Source organism: Candidatus Soleaferrea massiliensis AP7, from assembly GCF_000820765.1.
Taxonomy (GTDB): Bacteria; Bacillota; Clostridia; order Oscillospirales; family Ruminococcaceae; genus Soleaferrea; species Soleaferrea massiliensis.
The window spans coordinates 133,832-154,804 of record NZ_CCYH01000027.1 but is presented as its reverse complement, the minus strand read 5'-3'; the positions used below and the strand labels follow the sequence as shown (position 1 = coordinate 154,804).

17 protein-coding genes are annotated in these 20,973 nt (G+C 51.4%); 8 read left to right on the top strand and 9 right to left on the bottom strand.

What is annotated here, in order from left to right; translation table 11 throughout:
• Positions 1-126 precede the first annotated feature (126 nt).
• Positions 127-951 carry an AraC family transcriptional regulator gene (locus tag BN348_RS06530; protein WP_040197016.1) on the bottom strand — a complete coding sequence of 275 codons (825 nt, stop codon included), beginning with the start codon at positions 949-951 and terminating at the stop codon, positions 127-129.
• Between the two features lie 188 nt (positions 952-1,139).
• Between BN348_RS06530 and BN348_RS06525 the strand changes: the two genes are divergently transcribed.
• The 6 genes from BN348_RS06525 to BN348_RS06500 all read left to right on the top strand — a co-directional run bounded on the left by BN348_RS06525 (position 1,140) and on the right by BN348_RS06500 (position 9,106).
• Complete coding sequence (locus BN348_RS06525) at positions 1,140-2,441, top strand: galactokinase (protein WP_040197015.1); 1,302 nt, start codon at positions 1,140-1,142, stop codon at positions 2,439-2,441.
• Positions 2,442-2,443: 2 nt separating this feature from the next.
• The gene (gene galT / locus BN348_RS06520; protein WP_040197014.1) at positions 2,444-3,421 is read left to right on the top strand and encodes a galactose-1-phosphate uridylyltransferase; all 978 of its coding nucleotides are present in this window, start codon (positions 2,444-2,446) and stop codon (positions 3,419-3,421) included.
• 255 nt (positions 3,422-3,676) lie between these two features.
• Positions 3,677-4,072, top strand: a complete 396-nt coding sequence (locus BN348_RS06515; protein WP_040197013.1) for an OadG family protein — start codon at positions 3,677-3,679, stop codon at positions 4,070-4,072.
• 65 nt (positions 4,073-4,137) lie between these two features.
• Positions 4,138-5,268 (top strand): sodium ion-translocating decarboxylase subunit beta, encoded by a 1,131-nt coding sequence (locus tag BN348_RS06510; protein WP_040197012.1) that lies wholly within the window; start codon positions 4,138-4,140, stop codon positions 5,266-5,268.
• Between the two features lie 195 nt (positions 5,269-5,463).
• Positions 5,464-7,839 (top strand): ATP-dependent helicase, encoded by a 2,376-nt coding sequence (locus BN348_RS06505; protein ID WP_040197011.1) that lies wholly within the window; start codon positions 5,464-5,466, stop codon positions 7,837-7,839.
• A 448-nt stretch (positions 7,840-8,287) separates the two neighbouring features.
• Positions 8,288-9,106, top strand: coding sequence for a hypothetical protein (locus BN348_RS06500; protein WP_040197010.1), 819 nt, complete (start codon positions 8,288-8,290; stop codon positions 9,104-9,106).
• Between the two features lie 341 nt (positions 9,107-9,447).
• Here BN348_RS06500 and BN348_RS06495 read toward each other — a convergent pair whose 3' ends face one another.
• The 8 genes from BN348_RS06495 to BN348_RS06460 form a co-directional block, all read right to left on the bottom strand.
• Positions 9,448-10,275, bottom strand: coding sequence for a metallophosphoesterase (locus BN348_RS06495; RefSeq protein WP_040197009.1), 828 nt, complete (start codon positions 10,273-10,275; stop codon positions 9,448-9,450).
• A gap of 117 nt (positions 10,276-10,392) precedes the next feature.
• Positions 10,393-11,382 carry a diaminopimelate dehydrogenase gene (locus BN348_RS06490; protein WP_040197008.1) on the bottom strand — a complete coding sequence of 330 codons (990 nt, stop codon included), beginning with the start codon at positions 11,380-11,382 and terminating at the stop codon, positions 10,393-10,395.
• Positions 11,383-11,680: 298 nt separating this feature from the next.
• A complete protein-coding gene (locus BN348_RS06485) occupies positions 11,681-12,583 on the bottom strand; it encodes a tyrosine-type recombinase/integrase (RefSeq protein WP_040197007.1) in 903 nt (300 codons plus the stop codon).
• A gap of 16 nt (positions 12,584-12,599) precedes the next feature.
• Positions 12,600-13,244, bottom strand: a complete 645-nt coding sequence (locus BN348_RS06480; protein WP_040197006.1) for a stage II sporulation protein M — start codon at positions 13,242-13,244, stop codon at positions 12,600-12,602.
• Between the two features lie 167 nt (positions 13,245-13,411).
• Positions 13,412-14,218 (bottom strand): pyrroline-5-carboxylate reductase, encoded by an 807-nt coding sequence (gene proC, locus BN348_RS06475; RefSeq protein WP_242844317.1) that lies wholly within the window; start codon positions 14,216-14,218, stop codon positions 13,412-13,414.
• 449 nt (positions 14,219-14,667) lie between these two features.
• On the bottom strand, positions 14,668-16,410 hold the full coding sequence (locus BN348_RS06470; RefSeq protein WP_040197005.1) for a B12-binding domain-containing radical SAM protein: 1,743 nt from the start codon (positions 16,408-16,410) through the stop codon (positions 14,668-14,670).
• A gap of 77 nt (positions 16,411-16,487) precedes the next feature.
• Positions 16,488-17,135 carry a hypothetical protein gene (locus tag BN348_RS06465; RefSeq protein ID WP_040197004.1) on the bottom strand — a complete coding sequence of 216 codons (648 nt, stop codon included), beginning with the start codon at positions 17,133-17,135 and terminating at the stop codon, positions 16,488-16,490.
• A gap of 467 nt (positions 17,136-17,602) precedes the next feature.
• Positions 17,603-18,862 (bottom strand): NAD(P)/FAD-dependent oxidoreductase, encoded by a 1,260-nt coding sequence (locus BN348_RS06460; RefSeq protein WP_040197003.1) that lies wholly within the window; start codon positions 18,860-18,862, stop codon positions 17,603-17,605.
• Between the two features lie 165 nt (positions 18,863-19,027).
• Here BN348_RS06460 and BN348_RS06455 point away from each other — a divergent pair, with 165 nt between their 5' ends.
• Positions 19,028-19,210, top strand: coding sequence for a hypothetical protein (locus BN348_RS06455; RefSeq protein ID WP_156136442.1), 183 nt, complete (start codon positions 19,028-19,030; stop codon positions 19,208-19,210).
• Positions 19,211-19,667: 457 nt separating this feature from the next.
• Positions 19,668-20,855 (top strand): phosphoglycerate kinase, encoded by a 1,188-nt coding sequence (locus tag BN348_RS06450; RefSeq protein WP_040197001.1) that lies wholly within the window; start codon positions 19,668-19,670, stop codon positions 20,853-20,855.
• Positions 20,856-20,973 lie beyond the last annotated feature (118 nt).

Genomic DNA, 20,973 nt, shown 5'->3' with positions numbered 1-20,973 from the left:
CGGCCCGCAGGGAAAAGATGCGCGGCACGCCGGTATGCAGATAAAGAATACACAGCTTGTCCGCCCAGCTTGGACGGTAAAAGATACGAACAGATAAAATAAGAACATGCAAGCGAAAATAAGACCTCAGCGCCGGTTGTATTTGCTTGGCGGCGTACCCTTAAACTTTTTAAACACCCGTGAAAAATAGAGCTGGTCAAGAAAGCCGACCGAATTGGCGATCTCTCCAATGGAAAGATCGGAATGGCGCAGCAGGCTGCATGCCTGGTTGATGCGGAACCGCGACAGGTATTCGTTCGGCGGCATGCCCAAATGCTTGATAAACAGCCGGTAGAGGTGGCTGCGGCTAACCCCGATGTTCTGTGCGATATCGCAGACGTCGATGTCCCGCGAGAAGTTGTGCTGAACGTATTTGACGGCCGCTTCGATATAGGAGATCCCGCTGATGTCCCGGTCCTGCTGCTTGGTGCTGATCTCCATCAGAAACGACAGGAACAGGTACAGATAGCCGGTCATACGCGATTCGTTCTGGAGCTGGTTGCCCTGTGACTTGTAGATTTTAAACAGGTGGTCGCGCATTTTACCGTCCCTGTCGTAGTGAAGCACCGGATTTTCCGGTGTCAGGTCGGTGCAGCGCAGCAGCTTCTCCGCCTCGGTGCCGTTGAATCCTACCCAGCAGTACTCCCAGGGAAGCTCGTCGTCGGCCTTATAAATCGTCACCTCGGAGGGATAGATGATGAAAAGGTCCCCTTTGGCAAGCTCATAGGTGTTATCTCCATAGGTGTATGTACCCTTGCCGGACAGGATATAATGAACCAGAAAATGATCCCTGACCCGCGGGCCGCAGACGAAACCGTTCTCACACTGCTCGATGCCGGTATTATATACGGTCAGGGAAAGATTTTCACGAAATTGGGATTTGTAAGAGTACTTGAATGTATCGTTGTTCATCAGTATTCCCCTTTCTGCAGCATCATTCTGTGCTTCTTTCCTCATTATAAAAGGATTCGACCAAAAAATCAATAGATGTAACAACATAAATCCATAATGGAAGAGATTTTTTTGAAATGCAATTGTCAAGCGAAAAAAGATGTGCTATAATGAAGCTTATAAATGATAAAACAAGGAAGTGGATGTGTATGGAAAAATCAAGTAACGTCATCTCCCGCTTGGAACAGGGCCAATTTGATAAAAGTTTTTCCTATTTATATGGCAACGATGAAGGCAAAATCAAAGCCCAGGCAAAACGCTATCAGGAATTAATCGGACTGTTTGAAGAACTGTTCGGCAAGGACCGCGAGATTGAGCTTTTTAGTGCACCCGGAAGGACCGAGGTGGGCGGCAACCACACCGACCATCAGCACGGCAGGGTGCTGGCTGCAAGCGTCAATCTGGACGTCATCGGCGTCGTGTCCCCGAACAACGACAATGTCATCCGCATCAAGTCGGTCGGCTACAAGATGGATACCATCGACCTCGCGGATCTCTCCGTTCAGAAGAATGAAACCAATAAGGCGGCTTCCCTGATCCGCGGCGTCGCCGCAAGATGCAGGGAGCTTGGCTACAAGGTCAGCGGCTTCGACGCGTACACCACCTCCAATGTGCTGAAGGGCTCGGGACTGTCCTCCTCCGCGGCGTTTGAGGTGCTGGTCGGCACGATCATCAGCTATCTGTTCAACAACCAGGCCATCGATGCGGTCCAGATCGCACAGTTCGGCCAGTATGCCGAGAACGTCTATTTTGGCAAGATGTCCGGTCTTATGGACCAGATGGCTTCCAGTGTCGGCAGCTTTGTCGAGATCGATTTCAAGGACAACAAAAATCCGGTCATCGAGAAGGTGCCGTTCGACTTTGCGCACAGCGGATATGCGCTGTGCATCGTCGACACCCACGGCAACCATGCCGACCTGAGCGACGAGTATTCCGCCATGCCGATCGAAATGAAGCAGGTAGCGAAGATGCTCGGCGGCGAAGTGCTCCGCGAGACCGATGAACAGGAATTCTACAAAAAGATTCCGGAAATCCGCAAGGCGTGCGGTGACCGCGCGGTGCTGCGTTCCATCCATTTCTTTGATGACAACAACCGTGTGCCGAAGGAAGCGGCCGCTCTGAAAGCGGGCGATTTTGAGGCGTTCAAATCATTGATCATCGAATCCGGCCATTCCTCGTATATGTATCTGCAGAATGTCTTCTGCTGCAAGACCCCGCACGAACAGGGATTGTCCCTTGCGCTTGCGCTCTCCGAAAAGATGCTTTCCGGAAAAGGCGCGTGGCGTGTGCACGGCGGCGGTCTGGCAGGCACCATTCAGGCGTTTGTCCCGAATGAGATGCTTGAGGAATACAAGGAAACTATCGAACACGTATTTGGTGCGGGTTCCTGCCATGTCCTGTCCATCCGGCCGGTCGGCGGAACCAAGATTACGGAAGGATTAGGTGAATAATTATGGCAGAGCTTCGTTATCATCCGCTGACCAAGGATTGGGTCATGATCGCATCCCACAGACAGAACCGCCCGCAGATGCCGAAGGACTGGTGTCCGTTCTGTCCGGGTTCCGGCAAGGTTCCGGACGACTATGAGGTCTACGAGTACGACAACGACTTTCCGGCGCTCTCGCAGGATCCGTCGGAGCCGGACGACGTCGCGAACGATTTCTTTAAAGTCAAGCCTGCCTACGGCAAATGCGAGGTCATCCTGTATTCTCCGGGACACACCACGACGCTGCCGGAGCTGACCACCCAGCACATCACCAAGCTGGTCAACCTCTGGGCCGAACGCTTTGAGAAGATCAGCGAGGATGAAAAGGTCAAATACGTCTTCATCTTCGAAAACAGGGGCGAAGCGGTCGGCGTCACCATGCCGCATCCGCACGGCCAGATCTACGGCTATTCGTTTGTGCCGAAGAAAATCCAGCTTGAGCTGGACAGCGCGAAGGAATACCACGAAGAGAAGGATGCCTGCATCTTCTGCGATATGCTCAAGGAGGAAGAGAAGTTCGAGCAGCGCATCATCTTCAAGAATGAGCACTTCACGGTCTTCCTGCCGTTCTTCACCGAGTATCCGTACGGCGTCTATGTCTTCAGCAACGCGCACAAGCAGAACATTGCGGAATTTAATGAAGAGGAACGCGTCGCGCTGGCACAGACCCTGAAGGAAACCGTCGGCATGTTCGACAGCCTGTTCGACTACAACTTCCCGTACATGATGTGTATGCATAATGCGCCGGTAAATGGTGAAGATACAAGTGAATACTATCATTTCCATATCGAATTTTTCCCGCCGATGAGAAGCGCCGACAAGATTAAATTCAACGCGTCAAGCGAAACCGGCGCCTGGGCGCACTGCAACACCACGGCTCCGGAAGCGGCCGCGGTGGAGCTCCGGGAAGCGCATGAAAAGTTCTTAAAGAAAATGGATCAGTAATCCGGGCAATGATATGCGGACGCCTGCCATTCAGGTGGGCGTCCTTTTCCATAAACGCAGGACGTATCTGCGCGTTCTATAGTCAAAAAATTGTCAATCTCACGAAAGCATCGGAAGGAATGTTTATAATTTAACAATTTTTTTTCATCTTTTCGTGGATTAGCAATTGCAAAGATTGTATAAATATAGTATAATTTTTAGCATGGGCGATTTTTGAGATCGCAGATGCAAATTAAAACGTAAGGAGACTGAGGTATGGATTGGGCATTGGCAGGAAACGTTGTTTTCTCAGGTATTGTCATCGTCTTTGCGGCACTGGTTATCCTGATCTTTCTGGTCTGGGCTATGGGCAAAATCATTGGTGCAGCCACCAGAGGAATCAATTCCTTTAAAGAAAAGAGAAGAGCGAACAAAGCTAAAAAAAAAGCGGACCTTGTACAGGAACAGCAGCCGGCTGAGTCGGCGCCGATTACTGCCGCTGTCGTAGAAGACGGTATTGAAGAAGAGGTGGTCGCGGCAATCATGGCGGCAGTTTCCATGATGATGGACGGTTCTTCCCCGTATACAGTCAAGAGCATCCGCCGGGCAGCCAGAGAGGGCAGACCCGCTTGGGCAATGGCCGGCATGGTGGAGAACACCAGGCCGTTTTAACCGGCAGAACGGCTGCGGCATTCTTTATGTAACGGAGTAAATAATATTAAGGAAGGGTAGATAAGATGTTTGAATCATTCATCCAAACGATACAGGATTTGATCAGCGCATCTGGTTTTGCGAACATCACTGGCGGACAGGCCATTATGATCCTCATCTCCTTTGCGCTGATTTATCTTGCAATCAGAAGACAATTTGAACCGCTGCTGCTGCTGCCGATCGCGTTCGGTATGCTGCTGGCGAACCTGCCGCTTGCGGGGCTCGGTTCAGCCGAAGAGGGCGGCCTCATCTATTATTTGTATAAAGGCGTTAAGCTCGGAATATATCCGCCGCTGATTTTCCTAGGTGTCGGCGCAATGACCGACTTTGGCCCGCTGATCGCTAACCCAAAGAGCTTTATTCTGGGTGCGGCGGCACAGATCGGTATCTTCTTAACCTTTGTCGGCGCGCTGATGCTGGGCTTTACCAGCCCGCAGGCGGGTTCCATCGGTATCATCGGCGGTGCGGACGGCCCGACCGCCATCTTCTTGACCTCAAAGCTGGCGCCGGAGCTTCTGGGCCCGATCGCCGTGGCGGCTTACTCCTATATGGCCTTGGTGCCGATTATACAGCCGCCTATTATGAAGCTGCTGACCACGAAGAAGGAACGCGGCATTGTAATGGCACAGCTTCGTCCGGTATCCAAGCTGGAAAAGATCGTATTCGCGATTCTGGTTACGCTGGTTGTCTCGTTCATCGTTCCGGCGGCGGCTCCGCTGATCGGCATGCTGATGCTCGGAAACCTGCTGAAAGAATCGGGTGTCACCGAACGTCTCAACAAGACCGTACAGAATGAGCTGATGAACATCGTCACGATTTTCCTGGGCGTATCGGTCGGTGCAACGGCGAACGCGGAGGTCTTTCTTTCCGCGCAGACCTTGGGCATCATCGCGCTGGGACTTGCGGCTTTCTGTGTCGGTACCGCTTTCGGCGTCCTGTTCGGCAAGCTGATGTGCTTCTTCACGAAGGGCAAAGTCAACCCGCTGATCGGTTCCGCAGGCGTTTCCGCGGTTCCGATGGCAGCAAGGGTTTCCCAGAAGGTCGGTCAGAAGGAGAACCCCGGCAACTTCCTGCTCATGCACGCCATGGGACCGAACGTTGCGGGCGTTATCGGATCGGCAGTCGCCGCGGGCGTCCTGCTGAGTATTCTAGGCTAGCCATACATCCTATCATCCCCTTACAAACAATAGCAATTCCAGGCCTTCCAGGTCCGGAATTGCTATTTTTATTTGAAAATGCTATAATATAAAGAAAAGGCGAATTTTTTTCATATCTGTTCAATTTCTGTCCGGTATAATGAGGATGGTTATAAGAACGGAACAGAAACAGGAAAACTACATAGGTGGGTGTATATGGATAACAAAAACGCAGCCAGATGGAGACAGCTCAGGAAACAGGCGCTGGAAAAGGTTTTCAGCCGCATGAACGGCCAGCAGAGGAAGGCGGTCTTTGCCGTAAACGGCCCGGTATTGATCCTTGCGGGCGCCGGCAGCGGAAAGACAACCGTGCTGGTCAACCGGATTGCCAATATGATCCGGTTTGGAGACGCTTACAGCACCGAGACAATAGATGAAACGCTCAGCGATCAGGATTTTAACTTTTTGGAGGATTTCATCGCCGGAAAGGAACAGGATGAGGACCATCTGCAGCAGCTGATTGCGCATCAGACGGTCCGCCCTTGGAACATCCTGGCGATCACCTTTACGAATAAGGCCGCAGGGGAGCTGAAGGAACGCCTGTCCGGCATGCTCGGCGAGCAGGCGCAGGACATTCAGGCCAGCACCTTCCATTCGGCCTGCGTGCGGATGCTCAGAAGGAACATCGACAAGCTGGGCTATTCCAAGAATTTTACGATCTACGACACCGACGATTCCCTGCGGCTGATCAAGGACTGCCTGAAGGAGCTGAACGTCGATGAAAAGATGTTTACGCCGAAGTCGATCCTGCATGCCATCGGCCGGGAGAAGGACAGCTTGCATACCGTACAGTACTGTGAAGCGGCGGCCGGGGAGGATTACCGCAAATCGATCGTTTCCCAGGTCTACAGACGCTATCAGGAAATTCTGAAGCGCTCGGACGCGGTGGACTTCGACGACATCATTGTGTTGACGGTCCGCCTTCTGCAGGAATATCCCGATGTGCTGGAATACTACCAGAACCGCTGGCGGTACATCATGGTGGATGAGTATCAGGACACCAACCATGCGCAGTACAAGCTTGTAAGCCTGCTGGCTGAGAAGCATCACAACCTGTGCGTGGTCGGCGACGACGACCAGAGCATCTATAAGTTTCGCGGCGCGACGATCGAAAATATCATGAACTTTGAGGAGCAGTTCGGGAACGCGCTGGTCATCCGGCTTGAGGAGAACTACCGCTGTACCCAGACCATCCTGGATGTCGCAAACAGCGTCATTGCGAACAATGTCAACCGGAAAGGGAAAACCCTCTGGACCCACAATGACAAGGGCGACCCGATCAAGGTGTACCGTGCAAGCGACGAGCTGCACGAAGCGGTCTTCATCGCGGATACGGTCATGGAGAATGTGCAGAACGGCGCGAAGTTCTCTGATCATGCGGTGCTGTACCGCATGAATTCGCAGTCGAACAGCATCGAGAAAAGCTTCGTCAAGCACGGTATCTCCTACCGCATCATTGGCGGCCTGCGCTTCTATGAGCGCAAGGAGATCAAGGATATCATCGCGTATCTGAGCCTGATCAACAACCCGAACGACAACGTCCGGCTTCGGCGCATCATCAATGAGCCGAAGCGCGGCATCGGCAACGCGACGCTTGCGGCGGCGACCGATATCGCCGAGGAACAGGGTGTCAGCATCTTTGAGGTGCTGTCCCATGCCGATGAATACGAGCATCTCTACCGCAAAAGCAAGGTGCTGATCTCGTTTGCCAATATGATTCAGCAGATGATGGATATGGAGGCGGACACCTCGCTTGAGGAGCTGATCCACACATTGCTTCGCGAAACCGGCTATATCGACAGCCTGATGCAGCAGGGCTTTGAAGGCAGAACCCGTATTGAGAATATCGAGGAATTGGTATCCAACATCATCAAATATGAGCAGGATTCACCGGAGCCGTCTCTGGCGGGCTTCCTGGAAGAGGTGTCATTGTACACCGACATCGACCGCATGAACGAGGACGACGACTGTGTAACGCTGATGACCATGCACTCCGCAAAGGGTCTGGAGTTCCCATATGTCTTCATTGCCGGCATGGAGGAGGGCATCTTCCCGGGTACGCAGGTCATTTACAACCCGGATGAGGTGGAGGAGGAGCGGCGGCTTTGCTATGTCGCGATCACCCGCGCCAAGAAGAAGCTCTATCTGACCAATGCGAACATCCGCATGATCTTCGGACAGACCAAGAAGAATTCGGCGTCGCGCTTTATCAAGGAGCTGCCGGCGGAGCTGATCGATTACACCGACAGCACCCTGCAGAAGATCAAGCAGGAACCCACCGTCCCCTTTGTGGATAAGCGCAAGCTCTCCGCGCGCGTCGGCAAGGAGATCGGCATAGCGGGAAAGATGGAGACCAATCATCTGACCCAGCAGATCAAGGTCGGCACGCGTGTACAGCACAAGGTGTTCGGAGAGGGTCTTGTCGTCGGTTCCACGCCTATGGCGGGGGATGTGCTGCTGGAAATTTCCTTTGACAAGGTTGGAACCAAAAAAATCATGGGGAATTTCGCAAAACTCAGCATTCTTGAATAGAATAATATAAAGAGGAAGACCGCTGGCTTTCTGCCAGCTGTGAAAAAGCCGCCCGGGATGTATCGGGCGGCTTTTATGATATGTTAGAATACCATATGAAAACCGGCACCAATGGTGTTTCAGCTGAAAGAATCCATATGACCGGGCAGGAAAAAGCTATCATATAACGTTCAGGCGTTGATGCAGGAATCGATCGTCGAGGTCAGACAAACTGGCTGGGGAATACCTTTCCCCATGCGAAATATACGGATGGCTTGGCCCAAGGCCATGAAAGGCCCTCATCAATGCGATTTTGATCCTCCTACAGCTGCCTGGAACCCGGATTTTGAGACGGTTCAAACAAAATCCTGAGCAATTTCTCAAAAAGGTTCACAAAAATCGGGCGATTACATAAAATAGTATTGAAGTTCAAAAGCTTTCAAACAATTTTTTTATTAGGAGGATTTATATGGCAGAACCTAACATGCAAGCATCCGACCTTGGCTGCATAAAAGAAGCGGTCTGTATCGATGCGGCAAGAATATATGATTCCTGTAGCGACAAAGACTGCTGGGAAGACTTGCAGGTATTCTTTACGAACTCCGTGCAGCCCGTCATCGACCAGGCTATGACCGTCAAAGTCAGGGACGTCGATGTGACCAATGTATTCCTCGATGTGGAATCCGTGCCGTTCAACAAGGGCTTCTACTGCGTGGATATGACCTTCTTCCTGAATGTACAGATGAATGCGTATACATCTCCGATTGCACCGCCGGTGGCTGTGGACGGTCTTGCGACCTTCTGTAAAAAAGTCATCCTGTACGGCAGTGAGCGGAATGTCAAACGGTTTGTCTCCGGTTCATCCTGGACCGATCCGGAATGCTCGTTCCCAACCAACAAGCCGAAAGCGACCGTGCAGGTTGCGGAGCCGGTTGTGCTGGGCTGCAAGCTGATCGAGCCATGCGAATGCCGGCTGCCGCTTGAAACGACCATTTCCGTACCAGCGCCGATCGCAAGCCGTTATCCCGGAGATTTCTGCTGCTGCGGAACCCCGAGTAAGACTGTACTTATCACATTGGGTATCTTCTCCATTGTACAGCTGGAAAGAGACGTCTCCCTGTTGATTCCGACCTATGAGTACTGCATGCCGGATAAGGAATGCGAGACGACCACCGATGATCCGTGCTGTCTGTTCAAAAAGATCAAATTCCCGACCGATGAATTCTTCCCGCCAAGACTGCAGGAGGATGATTCCGACGACGAGTGCGGCTGCGGCTGCTCAGATTAGCCAGATAAAGAGAGAATCGGCGCATACGGCAGGTCATAACATTGTTTACCGAAATGGATATAGCAGGGCAGGGATTTTCCCTGCCTCTTTTTTTATCTGCGAAGGGCCGTCCCACAATAAACGTGAGACGGCCCTGTATTTTTGGGAATATCGATATGCTTGTTTTAAGATGCTTCTGGAAACAGGCAGAGGAATTTGTATCATGGAATCGCTGTATGAATATAAATGAATGTATGCTGGATGAAAATTTCGGGACGACAAAGCATGTCACTGATAAGTGATGAAAGGGATAGAAGAAATATTTGTGCCATATTGAAATTCAAAATGCGCTCTTCCGCCGGTTAGAACGAGATGTCGAACACTGCAATTTCAGGCGGAACCAGGAAACGTACCGGGATATGGGAGGTTCCGAGTCCGCTGCTGACATACAGCCGCATGCCGTTCACTTCATAAAAGCCCCTTGTATAGGTTCCCGCAAGCGTGTTTTTAATGCCGTCGAAAAACGGCGGAATCCGGACCTGTCCGCCATGGCTGTGCCCGGCCAGCAGCAGATCCGCGGTGCCGGAGGGTAGGTCGTCCGCAATATCCGGTTCATGCAGCAGCAGGATTCTGTAGTCGGCTGTCTGCTGCATCGATGCCGATACGGCCGGGATGTCGGGTGCGCCCAGCAAAGCGTCGTCAAGCCCACCGATCAGCAGTGTGCCGTCTGAAAGGGGGATGGAGACGCTGTCATTTTCCAGCAGTGTAAAATCCGCATCGAACAGAACCTGTTCATAGATGCGCTGCGCGCCGCCGCCATAGTCCCGATTTCCCCAGACCGCATATTTCCCATATTGCGCCCGAAACGCGGAAAGCGCCGCTGTCACCGCTTCCGTCGGATGATACTGCGCGTAGTTGTCGAACAAATCCCCGGTGAACACAATGACATCGGGGGAGAGGGCGTTGACCTTTTCGGCAAGCTTCGCGAGCCTGTCTTCGGAGTAGGATTCGCTGACCTGGATATCGGTAAGCTGTACGACGCGCAGATGTGCGTCCGAACCGTCCTGTCCAAAGCTGTGGATGCTGGTCACCGTCAGCGCGGGTTCTATCAGAAACGCATAGCCGAGCGCCAGCAATGCGCAGAGAATCAGAAATCCAAGCAGGATGCCGATCCGCTTGATGATCTTCATCATGTAACCTCCAATCCAGCATTGTTCCCAAAAAGATATCTGTAGCCGGGAACAAAAGAGCCATGCGGCATGGAAATCCACATCGCATGGCTGGTATAGCGTTTAACGGCGACAGTATTAAAGCATCTCTTTACGCAGTGTCTGTCCATCCTTCGGGCTCAGATAGGCCGGCGCAATGTCGAATACGGTCTTTGCGCCGTAATTCTGTTCTTTGGAGAGCCGGTAGGCGGCGCGCGCATAGGCGACGAGCACGCTGGCGGTGAACTGCGGGTTGGAATCCAGCTTCAAGGAATACTCGATCAGCTGCTTGGTTTCATTCTGCAGGCCGGTTGTGCCGCTGCGCAGGACAAATCCGCCGTGCGCCATGGTGGTGTGGTTCTTCTGGAATTCTTCTTTGGAGATGAAGTGAACCGTCGTGTCATAGTCCGCGAAGTAGTTCGGCATATTCACGATTTCCGCTTCGATTCTCGCCGTGTCCGCACCCTCCCTTGCGACGGCATAGCAGTCGCGCAGATGCTGCTGGCGAGTGGTAAAGACCGGATTTTCGCCGCTGCGCACCTTTTCCATCGCAGCTTCAATCGGAATGGTATACTGGACGGCATGTTCCACGCCGTCTATCCGGCGGATTGCATCGGAATGTCCCTGGCTGAGTCCCTTACCCCAGAAGGTGTAGTTTTTGCCGTTCGGAAGCACCGATTCCGCGTACAGACGGTTCAGCGAGAACAGTCCCGGGTCCCATCCGACCGAGATGATGGACACATGCTTCGACGCGCTGGCCGCTTCATTCACCGCTTCGAAGTAAGCGGGAATCTTCGCGTGCGTGTCAAAGCTGTCGATGGTGTTGAACAGCTTTGCAAATTGGGGGCCCTGCTCAGGAAGGTCGGTGGCAGAACCGCCGCAGAGGATCATCACGTCGATCTGATCCTGCAGCTTCTGCGCTTCCTCTATGGTATATACCTTGACACCGGTCAGCGGTTTGACCGAAGCGGGATCCCTCCGGGAGAAGATTCCAACAAGCTCGGTGTCCGGATTCTGGCTGATGGCCGCCTCAACGCCGCGGCCGAGATTGCCGTAGCCCGCAATGCCAATTCTAATGATATCTGACATAGTAGTTTCCTCCACTCTAATGTACTTTCAGTTTTCAAGTATAGCACAGTTTTTGGCGAATCTCAAAATATTTTCTGTAAACAAAATGCGTTTTCATCCGAACGGATGACGTGCAATTCTGCAGAATTTCTATTCTGCAGCTCCTTGATTCACCAGTCTGTCTATAGGCTATCCGAAAGCAGGCTCCGCGGCAAAATCCTCCGCGTTTGGCTTTTATCTAAGCTGTCGGGTAGAGACGTAAAAACCCCCCGCTTTTCCGTCTGGAACGGAAAGATACGAGGGGCGGAGAGAAAACAGATTAAATCGATTGTTTTGCCTTCGGGTGACATTTGTTGTACACATTGCGGAACTGGTTGTCCAACACATCGGAGTAGACCTGCGTCGAAGAGATGTCGGCATGTCCCAGAATATCCTTGACGTCGTTTAATGAAGCGCCGCCCTTGAGCAGATGCACGGCAAAGGAATGGCGCAGCGTATGCGGCGTGATCTCCTGCCGGATGCCTGCCTGCCTTGCATAGACCTTGATGATCTTCCAGAAGCCCTGCCGGGTCAGCCGTTTTCCATTGAGATTCATAAACAGCGGCTCCCGCTGGGATCGTTCGGTGCTGACATAAGCGGTGCGGACCAGATACAGATACCGTTCCAATGCGCAGACCGCCTGCGGATACAGCGGGATCACCCGCGCGCAGCGTTCATTTCTGCAAAGGATGGTCTTGGCATTCAGGTCCACGCAGTCGAGATCCAGCGCGATCAGCTCCGAAACCCGGATGCCGGTTGCATAGAGTACCTCCAGCATGGCCCTGTCGCGGATTCCCTTGTCATCGGTGATATCCGGGCTGTTCAGCAGCAGCTCAACCTCAGCGCCGGAAAGGATCTGCGGCGCTTTTTTGTAACAGCGCTGCATGCGGATCTGCAGGACAGGATTTTCAGTGAGATAGCCCTTGCCGATCATGCATTGAAAGAAGCATTTGATGGAAGCAATGCTGCGTGTCACCGTGGCGGAGCTCTTGCCATCGTCGAACAGGTAATCGATATACCGGTTCAGAATGCCCTCGTCCACCGCACCCAGGCTGCTGACCGAATGCGCGGTGAGATAATTTAAAAACTTCCGAAGATCCCGCATATAGGATTCAAATGTATTTTTGGATACAGATTTTTCATTCTTGAGATAGTCCTCGAATTCTGTAAGATAGCGTATCATTTTTCAGATCTCCTCACTAAAAAGAAAAGAATCGTCCGAACAATGAAGAACAAATTGCTTCAAATGAAGACGATACCAGTATGACCACCAGGAAAAACACATACCGCATCATATATTTTTTGATTGTAATGCTCGGTTGATTGTTTGGACTTTTGTTATTGTTGGGGTTGATGCCCCGCAGAAAGATCAGGGAAAGGCTGTATGCCTGATTGCAGGCTGCAATCACAACGGCGGTCGTAATCAATGCGCCCGGCAGGATGATAAGCAGTACATATAAAAGCCCCTGCAGCTTATAATAAGCGTAAAAGTATCCGATTGAAAACCCGAGTCCCAGCCCTTTAAAAAGCGGGACGGCAGTGATAAACGGCTGTGCGATCGCACAGAAACCAAAGATAAACAGCAGCATCAGATACAGCGAATTGGACATAAAAGATGATATCAGCGTATCGGCAAAGGATTGCTGTGCGCGTTTGTCCACAAATCCGCCGGTGATCGATGCCAGGTTGTCAAGCGTTTCGCCCGGCGCATTCCTGATGAGCATTGCGCCGATGATCATGCCGATAAAAAAGAGCGCAAAGAAAAGAATGCTTCGGTAATTTTTTTTGACGTATGTAAAGAATGCGCTTTTGTCGAACTTCTGCCGTTTTGCTGTCCGGATCATCTTTCATCACCTTACTATCTGTTATAGTGGGACATCCCCAGAGGATGCTCACTAATACCTATGCGGTGATGGACAAGATTATGCGCCTGAGACCCTCCCGTTGAAATGCACAGTCTTGTACAGGATTCCCCGGCCATCTTCCGTGTGCAAACGATACAGGAAAAGAATTATTTCCCAAGCTCGTAAGCCCGCTTGATACAGTCTCTGGATGCGGCGCATACGGCATCCTCAAAGCCGTGTTCCCTGAGTGCTTTCAGCCCGGCAATGGTGGTGCCGCCGGGAGAGGAGACCATTTTAATCAGTTCATCGAGGTCATAGCCGCTTTCGGTCATCATCTTGGCTGACCCGATCAGCGACTGACAGAACAGCTCCAGCGCAGACGAGCGGTCGATGCCGTTCTGAACGGCTTCCTCGACAAAGCACTTGGTGAATTGGTAGATGAAAGCGGGGGAACTGCCGTTGACTGGAATGATCTCATTCATCTTGTCGCTGCTGATCACTTTTGCCATCCCCGCGGAAGAAAAGATGTCCTGTACAAACCGAAATTCATCTTCGCCGGTTGGATCGATTCTGCAGACTGCCGTTGCCCCGCAGCCCAGAAGCAGCGGCGTGTTGGGCATGGCCAAAACCAGACGGACGTCTTTCTGCAGCTTTTCCTTGATGAAACCGCCCGATATGCCGGCCGCAATGGAGATAAAGACATTCTCATCCCGGACGTCGCCGCATATCCCTTCCAATACGGATTCGATGTGCTGTGGCTTGACGGCCAGAAAGATATATTTTGCCTGTCTGACAACCTCAGAAGCGTGCGGCATCCCGACGACGCCTTTCTGGCTGAGCTTCTCCACCTTTGCGGAATCGATGTCCGTCACAGCAATCTCAGACGGCTCCAGAATGCCGTTGCTCAAAATCCCATTGATGATAGCGGACGCCATGTTGCCCGCCCCGATGAATCCGGTTTTGATCTGATTCAAAGAGTCCAACCTCCGTTTCAAAAGTACAAAAAGTAATCCTGCATCAGATGTGCAGGGGATGAATCGAAAAGCCCATCCGGCTTTTTGCGGTCGGATCATGCTGACAGATATGGAATGCTGTCGGATGCGGGCTGTTTATGACTATAGGTATATTAGTATAATACAAATCGTTCAATTTTTCAATCTAAAATTAAGTCGAAATTATGCAAAAAGGTTGATTTTCAAGTATGAAGCACCGAAAAAGGGAAGAAGCGGGCGTTTTGTGCGTTAAGATTCGATCGAATAGCCGGAATATCAGAAATACAGAGGAGACGTACCAGTATGGACCATTGAAATTATCTCCATATCGAATGAACCAGAAAAACCAAAAACAACATGTGTCTGTTAAATGGTCAACCATGCAGTCTGCCATGCGGTGAAGTCAATACTGTACGTTATTTACGATGCGTTCATCCAATACCAGACAGATCAATCTTCTGCGCCAGGGCGTTTCCCAGCAGGTCGCGGCGGCTGTAGTCGAACAGGTAAGCGCAGCGGCCCTCGCGCGCAGGCTGTTCTGCGTCAAACGGGAATACCTCAATGTGCACCAGCCGCAGAATGCGCTTCGGCTCCATATCTCTAAAGGATGGAAGATACCGCTGAATATTCTGTTCATCCTGATAAAAGCCGAGAATGGCTTTCGCGTAAAGCCCGGTCCGGTCCGTTTCCATGAAGTCGGGAAACTTTCGGATTTTCTCATGCAGATACATATCGAAGCGCAGCATCCACGCCGCTTTATCGGCCGACGCGGGAAAACGCGCACTGAAAAACCGGTACAGAAAAGAGATCATTTCAAATTGGCTGTGACTGGCATTCTGCATGCCGCTTTGCGCATAGTATTCGGCCAGCTCTTCAAAGAAAGAAAACGGTGTGTCCCAGAACGGAACGACAAACCGGAGTGTGCGGCCGAAGCGGGCGCTGTTGTAGTAGGTTTCCACCATGTGTTCGATGGCCTTAAGCTGCAGAATTTCATCAAATGAAAGCGCGTCGGTGCTCAGAACCTCATAAGGCGGAGCGTCGTGATAGGAGATGGAAAGCTCCTCACACATGCGCCGCATGCCGGAACCTTTCAGTACCTTGAGAAATCCCAGCTGCAGCTGCTCAGGATGCAACCGGTACACCGCATTGAAGGATTCCGCGAACGACGGATAGTCCTCATGCGGCAGGCCGGCGATCAGATCCAGATGCTGATGGATGTTGCGTCCTTTTTGAACAGCCTGCACGGTTCGGGAAATCGCATCAAACCGGTCGGCACGCTGGATGGCCTTCAGCGTCTGCGGATTGGTGGACTGCACGCCGATCTCAAATTGAAACAGCCCGTCCCGAACCGTATTTAAATACGCAATGGTCTCTTCATCCAGCAGGTCTGCCGAAATCTCAAAGTGAAAATTTGTGACCCCATTGTCATGTTCACTCAAAAACCTCCAGATTTCCCATGCGAATTTCCGGTCGGCGTTGAAGGTCCTGTCTACGAACTTGACCTGCCGAACCTGGGCATCCAGAAAGACCTGCAAATCCTGCCGAACCCGCTCGACCGAGCGGAACCGTACACCGTGAAAGGAAGAGGACAGGCAATACTGACAGTTAAACGGACAGCCCCGTGAGGCCTCGTAGTACAGAATTCTGTCTTTCAATGCGTCGAAGCCATCCGGATAGGGGAACGGCAGTTCATCGAGATCGATTGCCGTGCAGGAGCCAGTGTCGTGACAGCCGGCGTCATCCCGGTAAAGCAGTCCAGGAATTTTGGAAAGCGGCAGTCCATCCCCGGAGAAATGCCGCAGGAGCGAGACGAAGGTCCCTTCGCCTTCCCCCTTCATCACCGCGTCGACACAACGATGATCTTCCAGAAAAGACGGCTGTTCAAAGGAAACCTCCGGGCCGCCGAGGATAATCGTTGTGGAAGGGGAGACCTTTTTATAGGTGCTGGCAATATCCAGCACCTGCCGGATGTTCCAAATATAACACGAGAAGATCAGTAAATCGGGTTTTTGCCGGTAGAGTTCGCTCAATATGTAATCGTTGTAATGGTTGATTGTGTATTCGGCCAGATGGATGCCGGTGCATCCATGCTTTTGAGCGTAGGTTTTCAAGTAACGGACAGCCAGATTGGTATGGATGTATTTGGCGTTGATAGCGGTCAGCACCGTTTTCATGTCAAGCTCCTTCCGTAATAAAAAACAAAGAGGAGACGAAACATCTCCTCTTATATACAGTTAAAAGACTTTGAGGTTCAAGCGATATCGTAGCGCGGCGTTCTCTGCGATGCGGCGGAAACGTCTGCGCTGGCATCCGTTTGATGCGACTGGGCCAGTCCCCGCAGGATCCCGGCCGACAGCTGTTCTTCCAGCTCGTCCGGAATACTGACATACCAGCTTCCGTATACCTTGACAGCGGTCAATTCAAGATTGGTTTCCTTGAATGAAACGCTTGCGTTATCGATGGCGTCCTGTATTGCCTGGGATGCTTCCTTTTTGAGCGCCGTTTTCTCCTCTTCGCTCATATTGTCCTGCAGCTTGTCGGTGTACGCCTGCTGATAGATATCGCCGACGTCCGCATAGGTGTAAACCACCGGAACCGTAGCGATGTTGTCGTTCTGCTGGTCAAGCACCGGTTCCCCAACTGTGTACACCAGCTGGGACAGCAGTGTTTCCAGCACTTCCCGGTAGTTCTCATCCTGAAGAACTTTTTTGATATCCAACTGCTTTTTATTGCCGACAGCCTCTTCCAGTGCATCGGCGTCCGCTTTCTGTGCCGATTCAAACAGGTATGCGACAGCCTGTTTGGCGTCTGTGATTTTCCGACCGGAACAGCCGCTCAACAGGATGGAAGCAGATAGAAGAATCCCCAGCAGGGATAAGAGCGTCTTTTTATATTTCATGTTAGAACCGTTCCTTTATATTGTAAGATTGATTGTATTATACTATAGGAAAGTCTAACAATCCATGAAACTCCACTTAATCTTTTGTGAATAATGCAAAAAATGTCGGAATAAAGAACGCTTCTTTTAGTATATTGTGGCTGTTGACAAGATCTATTGCTTTTCTTTTAGTATATTGTGGCTGTTGACAAGATCTATTGCTTTGAATATAACAAGGCTCAATAGATTTTGCTCAAATCGACACAAAGATTCTAAAGCGATATATGGTATATGATGACATATAACGCTTTCCACTGTTCAGCAAAGGTAAACCTGCTGTTTTGCGATGATTTCCCTGGGATGAAAGCATACCGCTGAACAGCATATAGCGGTACTTTATTGATACATATTACTTTCCGCTGTCCAGCGAAGATATACCAGTTGGACAAGTGCTTTTTCGGGTGGGAGGTATAGTGAAGAACACCGCCTTATCGTGCTGCTGCGCTTTTTCCGCCGGATCGTTTCTGCGGAGAAAAGACGGCGCGGTTTTCATTCGGTTTGTTCTGGTAGAGATCCAGCAGCAGCCTGGCGGACTGTTCGCTCAGCAGCGCGGCGCTGCTGCCGGTGCAGAGGTTGAAGTAGACATTGCCGTAGTTCTCATGTTCGCCAACGTACGGAAGAAGGTCCCGCGTTTCAACAAAACGGCCTGCGTATTCGAATTCCGGACGGATACCGGTGATGGCCGGGAACATCTCGTTGAGCCGCTCCGTCATCTGGGCATATTGGTTCTGGAAGACGCGTTTGGCCGGCATCAGCTTGGAGATGCGCCCATCTGTTTTGACGAACAGGTTCTCGATGCGGCTGGCAATGATGCGGGAATCGGCGGTCGTCTTGAATTGATTGTACGGACGGTCGATGTCGCGGATAATGCAGCGGTTCTCCCATCCGGTGTAGTCCGGGACCGGCTTGGTTGCGACCATGAAGGCCGTTCTGGAAACGACCGGCAGGCCGAGATAATGCGAGAGAGAGAACCCGGTCGAAAGGATGACCTTGTTCGCGGTGACCGAACGGCCGGTCGAGGTGTTCAGCACCACATGGTCGTCGAACGAACTGATCTCTTCCACGGCGGTGTTTTCATAGACACGGCAGCCGCGCAGTGACGCTTCGTGAATCAGCTCCTGCGTGAACAGGTAGTTGTCGATGTCGCAGGCGGCGTTCTTCATATAGACACCGGCCTCCAGCGGGAAGGAGAACCGGTCCCGCGCGGTTTTCTTGTCGAGAAATTCCACATCGCAGCCCAGATGGCGGCGCATCAGGTATTCCGCATAGATGTCGTCGTAATGCTCTTCATCGTGGGTATAATAAAAGCAGTCCCGTTTCTGGCAGCCGCAGTCGTCGGCAAGCTCGCTGCACAGCTCCTCGATGTTGTTAAGCCCTTCCATTCCCAGCTTGAACAGGCTGACGGCCTGGTCCTTGCCGGCTTTTTTGATAACCTGCGACAGGTTGGGGAAGCATTCATATTGGAACTGCGAGGTGAATGCACAGCTCTTTCCATAGCCGACCGGCTTGGAGGTGACCAGAACGGTTTTGATGTGGCTTTTTGCAAAATAGTAGGCACAAAGCGCCGCCGAAACGCCGCCGCCGACAATCGCCACATCACAGGACTCATTCTCGGACAGCCATGCATATTGGTACGGTACGCGCTGCGCACCGGTTTTGATCGGGTTTGACAGGATAAAATCGGGCATTGTTTTCACAACCTTCTTTTCAGTTCAAACAGGTAGCTTGCGTTTGACATTATTTTTTACAAAATTTAGCGCAATATACATCTATTAATACAGCGCATCCGGACATGATTTGCGCGCAAACGGACATACTAATCCTGTAGCTGATTACAAAGGGGGTAAATGAAGATGAACAAAGTTGTCAGTACAGCTATCACAGGTCTCGGGATCACCGCAGTCGTGGGCGGCGCCGCCTATATGCTCTCTCAGAAACCGATGAAGATAAACAAAAAGAAGATCAAACGCAATGTGGGCAAGGCGATGAAAACCGTCGGCAGCATGATCGACGAAGCGGCCACCATGATGCGGTAACAACCCGCAGGATGTACAGCGCCGGAAGGCTTACTGGCCTTCGGCGCTGTACCGCTGTATAATTTGTCTAAGAAGAGCACTGTAATTCGCCGGCGACCGGCTGCGTCTGACGGAAGTTTCGGCGGTGTTCTTTTAGAATTATAGAACTGTTCATATTCTGTAAAAAAAACATTGATACATAAAATGGGTGAAACTGTTATGATTTTCTTCGGCATTCCTGCGGATAAAATAATTCGTCATGGCCTGAAAGCTGCCTGACTCCTTACAGATGTACAGGAAAACGCGCGCGGCCGCGGAAAAACTGGGCAGAGTCCATGAAATTTTAATGAAGTGAAAATTATCCCAAAAATAATTTAGAAAAGCTTGCAAAACATGCAGGAATCGGGTACAATAACGGTAGATTGATTTTAATTTAACAATCTGGTCGTTTGAAAAATTATATTGGAGGGTGCATAACATGACCTTAAACAAAAAGACTGTTGAGGATATCGATGTAAACGGCAAGAGAGTATTTGTCCGCTGCGATTTTAATGTGCCGATTGCAGACGGCGTTATTCAGGATGACAAACGTATCCGTGAATCACTGAAAACCATCAAATATTTAATAGATCATGGAGCAAAGGTCATCCTTTCTTCCCATATGGGCCGCCCGAAGGGTGAGTTCAACATGCAGTATTCGCTGGCGCCGGTCGCTGTCCGCCTGTCCGAGCTGCTCGGCCAGGAAGTCAAGATGGCGAAGGACGTCATCGGCCCGGATGCGAAAGCGCTTGCCGCTTCCCTGAAGGACGGCGAGGTCATGCTCATCGAGAATGTCCGCTTCCATAAGGAAGAGACCAAGAACGACCCGGCTTTTGCAAAAGAGCTGGCTTCGATGGCGGATATCTTCGTGAATGATGCGTTCGGCTCTTCCCACAGAGCGCACGCCTCCACCACCGGCATCGCCGATTACCTGCCGGCAGTCTGCGGCTACCTGATCGAGAAGGAAATCGCCATGATCGGCGGTGCGCTGGAAAATCCGAAGAGACCGTTCGTTGCCATCCTCGGCGGCGCAAAGGTTTCCGACAAGATCGGCGTTATCAGCAACCTGCTTGACAAGGTCGACGTCCTGATCATCGGCGGCGGCATGGCTTATACCTTCGTGAAAGCCGACAACCATCCGATCGGTAAATCCATCTGTGAAGAGGATAAGGTCGAGCTGGCAAAAGAGCTTGAACTGAAGGCAAAGGAAAAGGGCGTTAAACTGCTGCTTCCGGTTGACCATCGTGTAGGCGACGAGTACAAACCGGACTGCAACATGAAGATCGTCGACCTCGGCCATATGCCGGACGATTATATGGGCCTTGACATTGGACCGGAAACCGAACAGCTGTTTGCTGACGCGATCAAAGGCGCTGGCACCGTTGTCTGGAATGGACCGATGGGCGTTTCCGAATGGGAAAACTTCGCAAGCGGAACCAGAACCGTTGCAACCGCAGTGGCTGAATCCGGCGCGATTTCGATTATCGGCGGCGGCGACTCCGCAGCGGCGATTGAAAAGCTCGGCTTTGCTGACAAGATGACCCATATCTCCACTGGCGGCGGAGCATCTCTCGAATTCCTCGAAGGCAAGGAACTGCCGGGTATTGCCTGCTTAAACGACAAATAATCCAGATTGTGTGATAGTTCTTTGGGAGCGGAGAAGCTCCGCTCCCAAAGATTTCTGTATCATTCATAAAAAAGTAACATCAGGTTCAAACGTATGTAGAAAAACAAGCTATAATAGA